At 40.7% G+C, this 16,539-nt stretch carries 14 protein-coding genes; 12 read left to right on the top strand and 2 right to left on the bottom strand.

Annotated features, from left to right (window positions below):
• Nucleotides 1-126: 126 nt before the first annotated feature.
• The 4 genes from ACSU6B_RS09570 (at nucleotide 127) to ACSU6B_RS09555 (ending at nucleotide 5,623) form a co-directional block, all read left to right on the top strand.
• Nucleotides 127-1,788, top strand: coding sequence for a glycerol-3-phosphate dehydrogenase/oxidase (locus tag ACSU6B_RS09570; RefSeq protein ID WP_410884899.1), 1,662 nt, complete (start codon nucleotides 127-129; stop codon nucleotides 1,786-1,788).
• A gap of 264 nt (nucleotides 1,789-2,052) precedes the next feature.
• Nucleotides 2,053-3,435: an L-cystine transporter gene (locus ACSU6B_RS09565; RefSeq protein WP_410884691.1), complete on the top strand. Its 1,383-nt coding sequence runs from the start codon at nucleotides 2,053-2,055 to the stop codon at nucleotides 3,433-3,435.
• Nucleotides 3,436-3,685: 250 nt separating this feature from the next.
• Nucleotides 3,686-4,531: a VOC family protein gene (locus ACSU6B_RS09560; protein WP_410884689.1), complete on the top strand. Its 846-nt coding sequence runs from the start codon at nucleotides 3,686-3,688 to the stop codon at nucleotides 4,529-4,531.
• Nucleotides 4,532-4,552: 21 nt separating this feature from the next.
• Nucleotides 4,553-5,623: an LLM class flavin-dependent oxidoreductase gene (locus ACSU6B_RS09555; protein WP_410884687.1), complete on the top strand. Its 1,071-nt coding sequence runs from the start codon at nucleotides 4,553-4,555 to the stop codon at nucleotides 5,621-5,623.
• Nucleotides 5,624-5,772: 149 nt separating this feature from the next.
• Here ACSU6B_RS09555 and ACSU6B_RS09550 read toward each other — a convergent pair whose 3' ends face one another.
• A complete protein-coding gene (locus tag ACSU6B_RS09550; protein WP_168241740.1) occupies nucleotides 5,773-5,952 on the bottom strand; it encodes a DUF3934 family protein in 180 nt (59 codons plus the stop codon).
• A 94-nt stretch (nucleotides 5,953-6,046) separates the two neighbouring features.
• Entirely contained in the window at nucleotides 6,047-6,280 is a 234-nt protein-coding gene (locus ACSU6B_RS09545; protein WP_214997672.1) for a hypothetical protein, read from the bottom strand.
• Between the two features lie 343 nt (nucleotides 6,281-6,623).
• Here ACSU6B_RS09545 and ACSU6B_RS09540 point away from each other — a divergent pair, with 343 nt between their 5' ends.
• The 8 genes from ACSU6B_RS09540 to ACSU6B_RS09505 all read left to right on the top strand — a co-directional run bounded on the left by ACSU6B_RS09540 (nucleotide 6,624) and on the right by ACSU6B_RS09505 (nucleotide 16,503).
• Complete coding sequence (locus ACSU6B_RS09540) at nucleotides 6,624-7,379, top strand: NRDE family protein (RefSeq protein WP_410884685.1); 756 nt, start codon at nucleotides 6,624-6,626, stop codon at nucleotides 7,377-7,379.
• A 243-nt stretch (nucleotides 7,380-7,622) separates the two neighbouring features.
• Complete coding sequence (locus ACSU6B_RS09535; RefSeq protein WP_410884683.1) at nucleotides 7,623-9,356, top strand: sensor histidine kinase; 1,734 nt, start codon at nucleotides 7,623-7,625, stop codon at nucleotides 9,354-9,356.
• Complete coding sequence (locus tag ACSU6B_RS09530) at nucleotides 9,334-10,128, top strand: response regulator transcription factor (protein WP_410884681.1); 795 nt, start codon at nucleotides 9,334-9,336, stop codon at nucleotides 10,126-10,128. Before ACSU6B_RS09535 ends, ACSU6B_RS09530 begins: the two co-directional genes overlap by 23 nt.
• A gap of 120 nt (nucleotides 10,129-10,248) precedes the next feature.
• Nucleotides 10,249-11,529: an ABC transporter substrate-binding protein gene (locus ACSU6B_RS09525; protein WP_410884679.1), complete on the top strand. Its 1,281-nt coding sequence runs from the start codon at nucleotides 10,249-10,251 to the stop codon at nucleotides 11,527-11,529.
• A gap of 20 nt (nucleotides 11,530-11,549) precedes the next feature.
• Nucleotides 11,550-12,494, top strand: a complete 945-nt coding sequence (locus ACSU6B_RS09520; RefSeq protein WP_410884677.1) for a carbohydrate ABC transporter permease — start codon at nucleotides 11,550-11,552, stop codon at nucleotides 12,492-12,494.
• Nucleotides 12,495-12,530: 36 nt separating this feature from the next.
• A complete protein-coding gene (locus ACSU6B_RS09515; protein ID WP_410884675.1) occupies nucleotides 12,531-13,361 on the top strand; it encodes a carbohydrate ABC transporter permease in 831 nt (276 codons plus the stop codon).
• A 124-nt stretch (nucleotides 13,362-13,485) separates the two neighbouring features.
• On the top strand, nucleotides 13,486-14,784 hold the full coding sequence (locus ACSU6B_RS09510) for an MFS transporter (RefSeq protein WP_410884673.1): 1,299 nt from the start codon (nucleotides 13,486-13,488) through the stop codon (nucleotides 14,782-14,784).
• Nucleotides 14,785-14,799: 15 nt separating this feature from the next.
• Nucleotides 14,800-16,503 (top strand): amylo-alpha-1,6-glucosidase, encoded by a 1,704-nt coding sequence (locus ACSU6B_RS09505; protein WP_410884671.1) that lies wholly within the window; start codon nucleotides 14,800-14,802, stop codon nucleotides 16,501-16,503.
• Nucleotides 16,504-16,539: the final 36 nt, after the last annotated feature.

Below are 16,539 nucleotides of genomic sequence, written 5' to 3'. Positions count from 1 at the left end.
AACTATACTTAAGTTAATATTTTGGCGGGAGAAACTCGAGAGGCCACAACAAAGCAATGGATTTAATATCATTGTGATTGTTGTGGCCTCTTTTTTTTATCCCCATTGGAGGTAACCATAGTGGAAATGTTAAAATTCTCGGGTTCAAATAGGAACACGATCTTAAAGAAAATGGCAGCTAAGGAATTAGATGTACTTGTTATCGGTGGGGGAATTACAGGCGCTGGAATCGCATTAGATGCCGTAACAAGGGGAATGAAAACGGCATTAGTCGAAATGCAAGATTTTGCCGCTGGGACATCAAGCCGATCAACGAAGCTTGTTCACGGTGGTCTCAGGTATCTAAAACAATTCGAAGTGAAGATGGTCGCGGAAGTAGGGAAGGAACGGGCGATTGTTTATGAAAATGGTCCGCATGTAACTACACCAGAATGGATGCTCCTGCCAATGCATAAAGATGGAACGTTTGGTAAATTCGGTACATCAATTGGACTACGAGTCTATGACTTTTTAGCAGGTGTAAAAAAAAGTGAGCGAAGAAAAATGCTTTCTCCCGATGATACCATTCAGAAAGAGCCTCTTATTAAAAGAGAGGGATTAAAAGGAGGCGGATATTATGTGGAATATCGGACCGATGATGCTCGGTTAACCATCGAAGTCATAAAAGAAGCGGTCGCGCATGGCGCCAAGGCAGTAAACTATTCAAAAGTGATTGAGTTTCTTTATCAAGAGGGTAAGGTGATCGGTGCTAAAGTTGAGGATCTATTAACTGGTACCGTTCATGATATTTACGCAAAACACATCATTAATGCCACTGGCCCTTGGGTCGATTCGCTCCGAGACAAAGATCAGTCGTTATCTGGGAAAAAACTTCGGCTCACCAAAGGGGTCCATTTGGTGATGGATCAGTCAATATTTCCCCTTAAACAGGCGGTGTATTTTGATACACCTGATGGCCGCATGGTATTTGCCATTCCAAGGGATGGGAAAACGTATGTGGGGACAACAGACACCTATTATGGCAACGATCCGATTCATCCGAAAATGACGGCAGCTGACCGAGATTACATTATAAATGCGATTCATTATATGTTTCCAACCGTTGATATCAAGGGGGAGGATATTGAATCCAGCTGGGCAGGGGTAAGACCACTTATTTATGAAGAAGGCAAGGATCCCTCTGAAATTTCGCGAAAAGATGAAATTTGGTTATCAAATTCTGGGCTGGTTACAATCGCAGGTGGGAAGCTGACAGGATACCGAAAAATGGCAGAAACGGTTGTAGATTTGATCGCTAAACAGTGCGGCGAAGCACGCCAGATTGGATCTTGCCGAACAAAGCATTTACCTATTTCTGGAGGTCATATTGATGGCTCTCGTAACTTTGCTTCATTTATAGAAAAAAAGGAAAAAGAAGGCGAGTTAAGTGGGTTTTCAAAGGACCAATACCGAAAATTAGTCAATCGCTATGGTTCCAATATTGATCGTATTTTTGAAATCGCGAAAACGTATGACCCAAATAACAAATTTGGCTTGCCGCTGGAGGTGTATGTTCAAATCGTTTATTCCCTAGAGGAAGAAATGGCCGTAAAACCAGTGGATTTTTTTATCCGTCGAACAGGAGCTTTATTTTTTGATATTCAATGGGTACATGAGTGGAATGAAGCAATCATTGGCTTTATGGAAGATGCTCATGGATGGACATTGGAGGAGAAGGCCGCGTTTAAAGACGAATTAGAAACCGCACTTAAGGATGCTATTCATCCGAAGCCGACTGAAATGATATAAGTTTATCCGCCGTTCAGTCCTAATAGGACACGTAACTTTTTGGACGATTGAAAAACTAATCAAACGTTTGATTGAATAATTTATGGGCTTGGAATATTTAGGGTCGCCATGTCATATTATTTACCATATCAAACGTTTGATTGTTTTAAAGTATAAAGGTACAGAAATTACTGACGACGAAGAAGACGAATGAATATAATTCCGACTTAATGCATTGGAATATTGGGTTTTCAATTTTTCCGAAAAATAAAGAGGAGGGATCCCATGAATACCTTTCTTATCATTGTAAATGTCGCGGTGCTGCTATTACTGATGTTTGGTTTATTTACGATGCAAAAAAAGCATGTTTCTTTTTCCAAGCGTGTTTTTAGTGCGTTGGGTTTAGGAATTATATTTGGTTTTATTATTCATCTCATTTATGGTACGACACATGAAGTAACGACAGGTTCGATTGATTGGTTTAACATTGTCGGGAATGGCTATGTAAAGCTATTACAAATGGTCGTTATGCCACTCATCTTTGTTTCGATTGTCGGGGCCTTTACAAAACTAAAATTAACGAAAAATATAGGGAAAATCAGTTTTCTAGTGATCGGCATCCTTCTTGCAACGACGGCCGTTTCTGCCGCAGTTGGCATTGGCTCAGCTTTAGGATTTGGTCTTGACGGGGTTCAGCTAACTGAAGGCGATGCAGAAGCAGCCCGGAATGACCAGTTAGAGGAGAGAGCTGCAGGGATCAAAAATATGACACTCCCACAGCAAATCATTGAGTTAATCCCAAGCAATCCGTTTCAGGATTTAACTGGGGCCCGCGCAACATCGACGATTGCGGTTGTTATTTTTGCCGTATTTATCGGTATTGCATACCTTGGAGTGAAGCGTAAGGACCCAGAGCATGGTGAATTTTTTGCAAAGATCATTGATACCTTCTACTCTGTTGTCATGAGGGTCGTCACACTGATTCTTCGTTTAACGCCATATGGTATCTTAGCGATCATAGCCAGGGTGACAGCAACGAGTGACTATGCCGCGATAGCAAAACTAGGTAAGTTTGTGATTGCTTCGTATGTGGCGCTCATTATTGTGTTTATTGTCCATCTTCTCCTTTTATCATTTGCGAAACTAAGTCCTATAAATTATGTGAAAAAAGGGCTGCCAACCTTAACCTTTGCTTTCACCTCACGGACAAGTGCAGGAACCTTGCCAATGACCATTAAAACACAAACAAAGGACTTTGGTGTATCCGAAGGTATCGCCAACTTCGCGGGTTCATTTGGCCTAACAATCGGTCAAAACGGATGTGCAGGCGTTTATCCTGCGATGTTAGCGGTGATGGTTGCCCCGTCGGCAGGTGTGGATCCAACAAGTATATCCTTTATTCTAACGCTCATTCTTGTGGTGGCGATTAGTTCGTTTGGTGTTGCTGGTGTAGGTGGCGGTGCAACCTTCGCAGCCTTAATCGTTTTATCAGTGATGAATCTCCCAATTGCGATTGTTGGTCTGCTTATTTCAGTTGAGCCTCTCATTGACATGGGACGTACAGCCCTAAATGTCAGCGGAGCGATGACATCAGGCATACTCACTAGTAAAGTAACAGGCGAGTTTGAAAACGAGGTTTACGAGCAGCCTAATATCGTCGAAGCATAAAAAACGAGAAGCAAGGTTCAAGGGCTTTTCCGCTAAGCGGAAGAGTCCTTTTTCTGTTGCAAGTATAAAAAATAGGCTGGTCCGCAATATGCTATGAATTTTAAATACTTGAATTCAAGATAATTTCAGGGTATGCTGTAAGCATAGGAAATACTAATGGTTTAATGGAAAGTAAAATAACCATATTAATAAAAAGATTAATTTTTATAACATTCGTTATACAAATGAATAAGGAAGGGATGAGGAGAAAATGGATAAATTTCATCAGGCACCAAATATATATGTTGGTGAGGTCAATATTAAAGTAAAAAACCTCGATTATGCGCTTACTTTTTATCAAAATATCATGGGCTTTCAAGTATTGGAGAAATCAGATCGTAAAGCAGTCTTAACAACAGACGGAAAAACCCCATTATTAACGCTAGAGCAGCCGAAAGATGTGGTTGCGAAAACAGGACGTAGTTCAGGTTTGTATCATTTTGCGATCTTGCTTCCATCGCGAGCTGATTTATCTGTCTTTTTACGGCATATGATTCAAACGGGATATCCACTCGGTGCTGCAGATCATTATGTAAGTGAGGCGTTATACCTTAACGATCCTGACGGCAATGGGATTGAAGTGTACCGAGATCGCCCTTCTTCCGAATGGAGATGGAACAACGGTTTAGTAGAAATGGCAACGGAAGAGCTTGATGGCAATGGAATTATCGCGGAGAGTGATGCCGAATGGAGCGGTCTGCCGGCTGGAACAGTTATGGGCCACATTCACCTTCACGTATCTAATTTAAAAAAAGCAGAAGAATTTTACACAAAAGGGCTTGGTTTTGAAATTGTAAGTTACTATCCACAAGCGGCATTCCTTTCCACAGGACGTTATCATCATCATATTGCTATCAACACGTGGCAAGGTGAAGGGGCAGCGACACCACCGAAGAATAGTGTCGGCTTAAATTGGTACTCACTCGTTTTCCCTGATGAGGCAGCCAGAGGGAATGCGATTAAACAGCTAAAGCAATTAGGTGCGCAAATATCGGAAGAAGCTGATTTCTTTGTAACGGAAGATCCTTCAGGAAATCAAATTCGATTAGTAATATAAATGAATGAAGGAGATATGAAGATGACGCGAGATTCCAAAGACAAACGTTCAGGTATGGAAATAGGGATCTATACATTGGGAGATTTAGTTCCGGATGGGGGAACAGGGAAGACAATCAGCGCAAGACAGCGACTTGAGGAAATTATTGAAGCAGCGAAAATGGCTGATGAGGCAGGATTAGATGTAGTTGGCGTGGGTGAGCATCACCGCCTCGACTATGCCGTGTCCGCACCGCCCGTTGTCTTGTCTGCCATTTCACAAGTTACAAAGCGAATTAAACTGGCAAGTGCTACTACTGTCTTAAGTACCGTTGATCCTGTTCGGCTATTTGAGGATTTTGCGACACTTGATCTCCTGTCAAACGGACGGGCAGAAATTATTGCAGGGCGCGGGGCATTTATAGAATCTTTCCCGCTGTTCGGGTATGAGTTAGACGATTATGACCAGCTTTTTGAAGAGAACATCAAGCTCTTTCAGCAACTGAATGCACAGGAGCGAGTGACCTGGAATGGTCAATTTCGTTCTCCGTTGCAGGATGCAGAAATTGCTCCACGACCTTTACAGGAAAATATTCCATTGTGGGTAGGTGTTGGAGGAACTCCGTCAAGCGCAGCACGAGCAGGAAGATTAGGGACTAACTTAGCAATAGCGATACTTGGAGGCGAACACATTCGGTTTAAGCCGCTGGTAGATATTTACCGACAGGCCGCCAGCCAAGCAGGCCATGCCCCAGAGTCGATGAAGGTTGCAGTGACAGGTCATGCATTTATTTCGGAAACAACCCAAAAGGCAAAGGATGAGTTCTATCCGTATCATTCTAATTATTGGGGATACTTTAATCGCCAGCGTGGGATGAATACAAGAATGTCTAGAGCGGATTTTGAAGAGATGGCCGGACCAGAAACGGCTTTATTTGTTGGCAGTTCCCAGCAGATCATTGAAAAAATCCTCCAACAATACGAACTATATGGACACCAGCGATTTATCGCCCAAATGGACATCGGCGGAATGCCCTTTAAACAAGTCGCCGAAAGCATCGAGCGATTAGCAACAGAAGTAGCACCAGTCGTAAGGAGGGAAACCAGCAAATAAGAAGGAAATAAGGTGTAAAAATTAGGTGTCAGGCACCACTCGTGGACATTTGTCCTTACGTGGCGGATTGGTGCTTTTTTTGAAAAGGTCGTTTGCTGGGGAAAATAAAGACTCGGGGGATGGGGTTCCCCTGAGTCTTTGTATTATTACTATTTTTCGGATGTGTCACCTTTATTATTGCTGGTGTTGTTTCCGTCATTTGCTCTTTTAACACCTTTACTGACATATGGTTTGGCGCTTTTAGCTTTTTTGACACCTGCTTGCCAACGAGTCCAGCCCTTCTTGCCGGTTCCTCTGCCTGTTCCGCCTTTCCCTTTCGCACTACTCATTTAACCACTCCATTATTAATGTACGTTCTTCTAACGTCGTTGGTTAGTTTAACACAGTTCATAGTGATTTGCCCTCAAAAATATTAGTTTGTTGTTAATGATTGAAAAACCCTAAGGCAAATTTAATCCCTTCCTCAATTTCTTTTGTTTCATACCCTAATAAGTCCTCATTGGTAACTTCTAACTTGGTTCTTGCTAAGGAATAGCCGCTGTCTAATTCTATATCAAGCAGTACTTCATACCCGTTGGCTGTTTGGGTAATATCAATAATGTCGTATTCGCGGATAGCAGTCCCTGTTTCGTATTCTAAGGGCTCTAATTCTGACATGGAAACACACCTCCAAATTAAATTAGGTCGTAGCTATTATTATTTCCAACCTTGCGATTAAAATCAGGATTAGATTTATTTTCCTTATGCATTTTTAGCACTTAAAAGATACAAAACGCTTTGGGATTCCACTATGTTAAAAGGATTTTCTAGAGACATGGCGAATAATAACTTGTGGTTTATTTTTCCACATGGAGGTTATGGAGTGAATTTGGATACATTATACTTAATAGATCAAAAAGACGGTTTGGGCCTGGAGTTTAGTAAATTAGTTTCGATGATGAACGACATTATTCCAATAAAAAAACCCCCGGTTAAATTATTTTTAAGGCTGTGATTGTATATGTGTTTAATCGTTTTTGCCTATAGAGTCCATCCAGTCTACAAGCTCCTTGTAGCGGCAAACCGAGATGAATTATACGGGCGGCCTACTGCCCCTGCTCATTATTGGGAAGACAGACTTGACATCCTTGCCGGTAGAGATTTAGAAAAAATGGGCACTTGGATGGGTGTTACCACATCTGGACGTTTTGCGGCCTTGACCAATTATCGCGACCCAAAAGAAGTAACGGAAGGAAAGCGTTCGAGAGGTGAGTTGGTGGCCGATGCCTTGAAACATAAAGGAAATATAAAGGATTATATGCAAAGTCTTGTAAAGAAAAAGGATCTGTATCCTGGCTATAACTTACTAGCAGGGGACGGAACGGAACTATATTATTATTCAAATAAAGGGCAGGAACTTCAGAAGGTGGAGCCTGGAATTTATGGAGTCAGCAACCATTTATTAAATACTGAATGGCCCAAGGTGCAAAAAGGCAAGGAAGGCATGTCCAAAATCATCAACGGGGAACAGGTCGAACTTGTAGAACGGCTTTTGAGTCTCCTCCAAAATGCAGATCAAGCTCCAGACGAACTTCTTCCGCACACGGGCGTTTCTTTAGAATGGGAAAGAATGCTTTCGCCATTGTTTATCAAAAGCGGGAACTACGGGACGAGAAGCTCGACCGTCATGTTGATGTCAGATAAAGAAATTCAATACATGGAACGAGTCTTCACTAAGGATGGCATAAGTGAGCAGCAATATAAGATTGAATTATAGAAAATTTGTAAATCTGGATGAAGGATCAAGGGAAGTTTTCTCTCTTTGATGCTTCATTTTTTATTTTCATAAAAGTGGTCGTAACTACCATTCAAAAACTCCAGAGATGTCTATGGAAATTGGAACAACTCTGGTTTATGATAAGGGAGATTTATGAAAACGATTACGAATAAAAAGGAAAAGACTTGCTGTTATGCACAAAGTGATAACATACGAAAACCACTGGACTTGAAGAGGGATAGGATGATCGAAGTTATTAAAAATATTACCTTAAATCTTAAGAATCAATTGTATGGAAGCTTTCGTACCAAGTTGATGCTGTTTTTCATCGTGGTGGCACTGATACCTCTCCTACTATTTGGCTATCTCTCCTATCAAAAGTCATCCACGATTGTGAATAAGCAATTTAATGATTATGAAAACTTTGCTGTATCACAGCTTGAAAAACAATTAGAAAATACGATTAATCAGATGTTTGTCGTCTCAAACGATATTCATCAATATTTATCCGACCCTACCTTAATTGTTATCAAAGAAGAGATTCCAAGAACCTATGAAGGATTCATAGAGAAAAAGAATTTTGAAAGATTCCTTGAAGCCCATAGAACTTTTAATACAAAAGGAATCTACTTAATAACGAGTTCTGGCTATTATTACGGGGGAAACCATCTTAATTCACAAAAACTGTTTCAAATGCCGTTTTGGAAGGAAGCAAGTAAAATCAAACAAGGAGAGCGATGGATTGGATTTTATGAATCTAATCATTATGACAGCAGCAAACCGCCTGAACCAATGATTGGTCTAGTATTGCCGATCCAGAGCCAATATGGCATTTTAAAAGGAAGCAAACTGTTAATTGAGACAAATGCCGAAGAGCTTTTTTCATATATTAAGTACCTTGAACGGGATGTTCACGCCTTTGTAACCATTCATAATGAAAAGAATAAAGTCCTTTACCGAACAAAAACAAAAAGGGAGCGGCTTTTAAGCGATATTGTCAGGGTGAAAAATATTGATGCCTATGGCTGGAAAATTGAAGTCCGAGTCCCTGAAAAACTGTTTTATCAATCCTCTGAGGTTATTTTTAACTATACTATGTTAGGCATTTTCTTTTTAATTATTCTCGCAATCCTACTAGCGATGGTCTTTTCAGCACCGCTTGCAAAACGAATCAAAAAGCTGAAGGAATCAATGGAACTGGTTAGTGTGGGCGAGTTGCAGACTCAGATTCATGTAAAAGAAAACGACGAAATTGGAAAATTAACAATCAGCTTTAATCAGATGGTCCAGCAAATTAAGGAATTAATTGATGAAATCGGTGAGACGGAACGGTTAAAAAGGAAAGCAGAGTTAAGGGCGTTTCATTACCAAATAAATCCCCATTTATTGTTTAATACGTTAAACTCCATTCAGTGGAAAGCAAGACTTAGTCATGCCAAGGAAGTCCAGCAAATGATTTACCATCTAACGGAGGTTCTTCATGAAAATCTCAATTTTTCTGATGAATTGATTCCATTAAAAAAAGAGCTGGCTACGATAAGCCACTATTTGAAGGTGCAGGAAATCCGTTATGGACATATGTTTGATTACAATGAAAAGGTCAGCCCAGAATGCTCCGATTATTTAATTCCCAGGTTGTCTCTACAGCCATTATTTGAAAATATTTTTTTCCATGCCTTTGAAGACGGACAGGGAATTATTGAATTAACTATTGAGGATAAATCAGACTTACTTGAACTTACCTTGAGTGATAATGGTAAAGGAATGAGTGAACAAACGGCCTTAAACTTACTTAATGAACAGTCGCCTAAGGATAAAGTCCGTGGAATAGGCGTGTTTAATGTGGATCAGCGGCTAAAGCTTCATTTTGGAAGTGAATATGGTCTTACAATAGAATCAAAACCGAAGAGTGGAACAACATTTAAAATACGCTGGCCAAAAAGGAGGATGAGCAATGATCAAAGTCATGGTAGTTGATGATGAATATATCGTCCGTAAAGGGTTAATGGCAACGGTGAATTGGAAGAAATACAATATGGAAGTAGTGGCGGATGCCTCCAATGGTCAGAAAGGCTGGGAAGTGTTTCAAGAGCATTCCCCTGAGATAGTCATTACAGACATTGTCATGCCAGAACAAAATGGCATAGAACTGGCCCGGAAAATTAAACAAGCAGCCCCTGACACAAAAATCCTGCTATTAAGCTGCCACCGGGATTTCGAATATGCGCAGGAAGGCATTAAGTTGGGTGCTTCAGGTTATATCTTAAAAACGGCCTTTCAAGATGATGAATTTGAAGAATATCTAAAGCAATTCTCTGATGAAATAGAAAAATTACAACATAAAGAACAAGACTCTAGTCTAGCTGAAGCCGTAATTAATGAGGTTAATGAAAAATGGCCGGAACCGATTCAAAAAGCCGTTCAACTGATTACTAGAGACTTATCACAATCCCACTCTTCAGTTGATATTGCCTATGAAGTCGGCCTTAGCAGAAGTCATTTTAGTACCCTTTTTAGTAAGTCAGTTGGAGAAAGTTTCTATACATTTACGGAAAAATTAAAGCTCCATGCTGCTAGTGCATTGCTTGAAACCACTTCTCTCACTTTACAGGAAATAGGGGAGAAAGTCGGGGTACATGACGGTAAATATTTTAGTAAATGGTTTAAAAAATGTACCGGACAAACACCATCTGATTATCGTCAAACAAAAAGGAGAATCCATCCGGACAATTTTACCCCCATCCCATAAATTTCACAGAACATTAAAACATTATTACTAACAAGTTAAGATGAATTTCAGTATGAGACCGCTTTCATTAGAAGTACAATGAAGGCGGTTAATTTTTTTCTATAGAGGGGGAAATTCAGAATGAAGAAAATCAGCATCTTAGCAATGATTTTACTTTTAGTTAGCGTCTTCTCCTTGGCTGCTTGTTCCAACAGCAGTTCAGGGGAAAAAACTTCTGGCGGAACTGGAGAAGAGAAGGATGGAAAAGACAATATTACACTTCGCTTTGCTACCTGGGACTCCGGAGAGGCTTTGAAAATTCAACAGGATATTGCCAAAAAGTTTGAGGAAAAGAATCCAGGTGTTAAGGTTCAAGTGGAAGCTTACGGTGATGGCTTTGACCAGAAGTTGGCTGCCTCCTTTGGGGCGAAAAATCCACCGGATATGATGTATATGTGGAATTTCCCAGCATATTACGAGTCACTCGAGCCACTTGATCAGTACATCGAAGGCGATACAGAATTGGATATGGATGATTTTTACCAAGGTTTATTTAATTATTCCAGTATGAATGGGAAAATTTACGGCATGCCTGCTGGATTTACAACACGGGTTGTGTATTATAACAAAGATTTATTTGATGCAGCAAATGTTCCTTATCCAAAGGATGGCTGGTCATGGAATGATTTTAAGGAAATTTCCAAAAAATTGTCTGATCCAAGTAAAAAGCAATTCGGTTTTGGGATAGTACCAGAGCCAGATACCTATGATCTCCAAGGGTTGGTATGGAGTAATGGTGGCAGTTTCATTAGTAATGATGGGAAAGAAGTTAAGGGCTATATGAACAGTCCTGAAACCATTGAATCAATTCAAATATTAAGTGATCTTCTTAAAAATAAAAGCGCTGTTCTCGTTGGTGGGAAAAATCAGCAAAGTGGTGATGATATTTTCAAGGCAGGAAAAATCGCCATGTGGGAAAGCGGTATTTGGCCATTAGAAGGCTTTAAAGAAGCTAAGATTAATTTCGGAACGGTGGAAGTTCCGAAATTTGGCGAAAAGCCGGCAAAAGGGGTTATTGCTTCATCAGCGGTTTCGGTAGCAAAGGATTCTAAACATAAAGATCTTGCTTATGAATTTGTAAAGTTTTATTCCTCTACAGAAGCCATTAAAATGCGTACAGCTGATTTACCAGTTCGAATCAGTGTGGTAAAGGAAATGAATATGGAGCAGGACCCATTGATCAGTCCGTTCTATAAAATGCTTGAACGATCTGACGATACACCAGCCTTTCTTTTGAACAGCAATTGGAATGAAATCAACCGTAACCTGTCTGCAGCCGTAAATGCGGTTATGCTTGGGCAAGATGCTGAGAGACTACTAAATAAAGCTGTTCACGATTCTGAGAAATACATGAAGAAGTAGACTAAATAAATGGGGTGTTCATGTTGAATTCTTTACCTGCTTCTCCCACACCCTATGTGGAAATAAATAAGAAAAAGAAAATAAAGTGGGACAAGATTATCCCACTTCTTTTTATCTCCCCATGGGTGTTCGGGTTTCTTGCTTTCACGCTCGGACCGTTATTATATTCTCTATTTATCAGCTTTTATGATTGGCCGGTTGTCGGTGAGGCGACATTTATCGGGCTTGATAACTATAAGACCATGTTTATGGATGATCCGCTGTTTTGGAAATCACTTGGGGTAACGGTGAAATTCGCCGCTTTGTTCGTCCCTTTAAATATCATTGTAGCCCTAGTCTTAGCAATTTTGTTGAATCAAGACGTTAAAGGTCACTCCTTTTTCCGAACCTTTTTCTACCTCCCATCCGTCATTTCCGGCGTTGCTCTTGCGATGATCTGGGCATGGGTATTTAACGGTGAATACGGTATTCTAAATTACTTTCTTTCCTTGGTTGATATCACAGGTCCTAACTGGCTCAATGAGACGGGCTGGGCACTTATTGCGATGGTGATTGCAAGCCTTTGGGGTCAAGGTACGATGATGTTAATCTTCCTGGCAGGTTTAAAAGGTATTTCGGGTGAACTTTATGAAGCTGCATCCATCGATGGAGCTAATAAAATAACTCAGTTTTTCAAAATTACCTTACCGCTCTTGACTCCAACCATACTATTTAATGTCATCACAACGATTATTGCTGCCTTTCAACAATTGACGTTAGCCCTGCTATTAACCGGCGGAGGGCCGCTCAATTCAACGTATTTTTACGCAATGTATGTTTATGAAAATGCCTTTAAATATTTTAAAATGGGCTATTCTTCCGCAAATGCGTGGTTTATGTTTTTGATTGTTTTAGGTTTAACAATGCTTGTATTTAAATCCTCGTCTGCCTGGGTGTACTACGAAGGAGAAGTGAAGAAGAAATAAAATCGCAGCCAATCTATTGATACGAGGGGTTTTACTATGAAAATGAAAAGCAGGGTTGAAAAAACCTTTATATACGGTCTCTTAATCTTTTTCTCGCTATTATTTTTGGCGCCATTATTTTGGATGATGACGACATCGTTAAAATCGCCCGAAGAGCTCTATCTGTTCCCGCCAAAGTGGATTCCTTCCAGTCTTCATTTTGAGAATTTTAAAGAAGCATGGATTTCTCAGCCATTTACGCAATTTCTGATGAATTCACTAACGGTAACAATCTTGGCAACTCTTGGCCAAATTGTTTCCTCATCGCTAGTGGCCTATGGGTTTGCGAGATTTCCATTTAAAGGAAGAGACTTCTTGTTTATGGTGCTTCTTGCCACGATGATGATTCCGTGGGAAGTGACCATGATTCCTTTATATATGGAATTTAACTTCCTTGGCTGGATTAACACGTTGAAACCGTTGATTGTTCCAGCCTGGTTCGGTGCCCCATTTTATATCTTCTTGATGCGCCAGTTTATCATGGGCATACCAAAAGAACTGGATGAAGCAGCAAGAATAGATGGAGCCAACTCTTTTCAAATTTTTTATAAAATTTATCTTCCGCTCATGAAACCGGTATTAATTCTAGTGGGGGTGTTCAGCATGTTGAATTGCTGGAACGATTACCTAGGACCGCTTGTGTTTTTGAATGATCAGAGCAAATATACACTAACGCTTGGACTTGCGCAGTTCAAAGGAATGTTTGGCGTTGATATGGAAGGAATCATGGCGATAACCTTCCTAATCAGCATACCACCGCTTGTGCTCTTCTTCGCGGCACAGCGCTATATAGTGGAGGATGTTTCTAAGTCAGGGGTAAAGGGATAACAAGTATTTATTTGTTTCGCAAAACAGGAACTAATCAGAAGGGATAAGCCCCTTCTGATTAGTTAGTTTATTGACGGGGAGATTCCTCTGAAATTTTTTTAAAAATGAAAGGTTGAAACACTCTATGATACAGTCATTAAGATTTCTTACTATGCCGTCTGGTGTGAAACGTTTCTTGGCCACTGAATCACTGTACGGGCTGAGCATTGGAATGTTTACCTTGATCTTGAATCTCCATTTAATTGAAATGGGTATTACAGAAAAGCAAATTGGACTCATCACATCGATGGGGATCTTAGTAATGGGAATCTTTGCAATTCCTGTAAGCATCCTGGCTAAAAAAGCAGGTCGGAAAAAGCTGCTTGTTACAGGGATAACAAGTATTGCCATTGGATGCAGCATTTTTGCTTTTGCAGAAGGCTTTGTATTCTTTTTTTTGGCTCAATTTGTGGTGTCCATTGGCCTAACACTTGTGGAAACGACGGAAATACAGTTGTTGTTCCATTATAGCCGTTCAAAAAGGGAAGAAACCCAGGCCTATAGCTTTTTATTCGCAGTCTTTACTGCATTTACGGGAGCGGGAACACTAATTGGCGGTTTTTTGCCTAATTGGATTGAACTTTCAGAGAAAGGCTACCAAAATACATTAATTACTACCTCAATATTGTTTCTATTATTAGCCTGTGTAAGAGGAGGCCTGCTTCCTGCAGAGCAGCGAAGGAAAAAAGTTACACGGGAGGATTTAAACCAGCGAAGGGAAACAGATTCTGAACCGAATGCTTTCCTTCAAAGGCAAGGTAAGCATTCGAGTGATTTTCAGCGAAAATTGCTGTTATTTGCTGTCTTCGCACTGATTACTGGCGGTGCAGTATCCTGCCTTCAGCCTTACTTGAATTTATTTATTAAGTTCCGTTTCGATTTCTCGAATGAGGGTGTATCGATACTACTGGCTCTAAATGGTCTGGCATTGTTTATAGGTTCTGTTTTTTCTCCGGTACTGATTGACCGCTTCGGGGTGAAAAAGACATTTCTTTATATTTACATGGTGAATATCCTTCTTTGTTTTATTTTATTTTTAAACATCCATCCTTATTTCTTTTCGACACTTTTATTAGTAAGGGGCGGGGTTTTTACCGTGCTGACCAATCTGGTTGACAGTTTATCGATGTCATCATTTAAGGATGAGGAACGTGATTTGTATGCGGGGATGAGAGCCGTGTTCCGTAGCATTGGTTCTGCATTAGCTGCATTTCTAGTCGGCACCATCCTAGCTGGAAAAAATTATACACTTCCGTTTATTTTAGCAGGTCTGCTTCTCTTGCTTGGATATGTGTACTTTACTTATATTATCAGACCGAAATTCTTTGAAGCAGATTCAGAATTCCGAGTAAACAACCAGGATGGGATAACAAATGAATGGTGAAAGAGAGTGAAGTTTATGTTTGATATAAAAAAAATCCCCTTTAGCCGTTATGGTTCATTTATGACAATTTCACCAAATCACCAAGAGGAGGGTGATAGCCCCCTCTACCTTCGTAATATCCGAAATGGAGACAATGAGTTTGGAGAGGTGTTCCGAATTGATCTTATACATAAGGGGAACCTCCTGCCATATAAGGCAGTACTAAGTCCGAGCATGCTCCGGCTCGAAAATGAGGTTGGGTTTGCAGAATTTTGTATAACAGAAGCCCTCGTTTTACAGATAAGAAGTCATAGCGTGGGGGTCAGACTGACAGGAATTACCGGAGCTTATGATTATGCTGTTCCTGTGGAAGATGATCGCTGGGAAGTTAATCACTCCCGTCAGGAAATGCGGTATATGCTTACTTCGATAAAAGGACGCCTCGTCGTGGATGCACCTTTCATTGAACAGCGTTGTGAAAAAATTATTGTCGACTTTCTTCCAGAGCATCCTTTCGGGGAGATGGAAGGTGTAATAGAGGAATTTACAACCGTTTACCAGCCCCGTTCCTACTCAGCTTTTACGGAAGGGCACGTTACCGTTACAAAGGAATATGAGTCTTGGGTGGAGAATGCCCTGGAGATTCCTGAAAAGTATGTCCGAGGGAAAGAAATGGCGGCTTATGTTACCTGGTCATGCGTGGTGGCGCCTGAAGGAATCCTGACCAGGCCCGCGATGTACATGTCGAAGAACTGGATGACAAACATTTGGAGCTGGGATCACTGCTTTAATGCCCTGGCGTTAGCAAAAAATAACCCCGACCTCGCCTGGGATCAGTTTATGATCTTTTTTGATTTGCAGGATGAATCTGGGATGCTGCCAGACTTCGCCAATAACAGGTCTGTGTTGTGGAATTTCACAAAACCGCCTATCCATGGCTGGACACTAAGGTGCATGTGGGAACAAAACGATTTTGTTACAGCGGAGAAACTGCTAGAAGTTTATCAGCCACTTGTTAAATGGACGGAGTGGTGGCTGACTTTCCAGGACAGTGACAAAGACGGGATCCCTCAATACAATCACGGAAATGACAGTGGTTGGGATAATAGTACAATTTTCCACAAAGGGACTCCGGTTGAAAGTCCCGACCTATCATCTTTTCTAGTGCTGCAAATGGAAGTTTTGTCGGAATTAGCCTGTAAGCTTGGAAAAAATGAGGAAGCTAGAAAATGGATGGATGAGTCCCAAGCATTGTTAAATAGAATGATTGAACATTTTTGGAACGGACAACGATTTGTAGCAAAACGGTCAGGCACACATGAAACAATCGAATCTGACAGTCTAGTTTTGTATGTTCCTCTGATTCTTGGAAATAGGCTTCCACCGAAAATCTTAAAGAAATTGGTAGAAGATATAAAGACCAAGGGGTTTTTAACAGAATATGGATTGGCAACCGAGCTGCCAAACAGTCCATTTTACAGGGAAGATGGTTATTGGCGCGGCCCAATCTGGGCACCAACAACTATGCTTCTAGTAGATGGTTTGGTCTCATCCGGTGAAAAGAAATTAGCTCTCGAGGTGGCAGAGAAATTCTGTTCAATGGCAACCAAGTCAGGCATGGCGGAAAACTATGATGCTCTAACTGGATCTGGACTTCGTGATCCGGCATTTACATGGACCTCGAGCGTATTCCTTATCCTTGGACAACATCTTAGTCAAGAGGATTCAATAAAGGATTAAAGAGAAGGTAAGTCGACTACATCTCAAAACACTGCG

The sequence above is a fragment of the Neobacillus sp. C211 genome, from assembly GCF_051842875.1.
Classification (GTDB): domain Bacteria; phylum Bacillota; class Bacilli; order Bacillales; family Cytobacillaceae; genus Neobacillus.
This window is presented reverse-complemented; position numbering and strand designations above follow the sequence as displayed.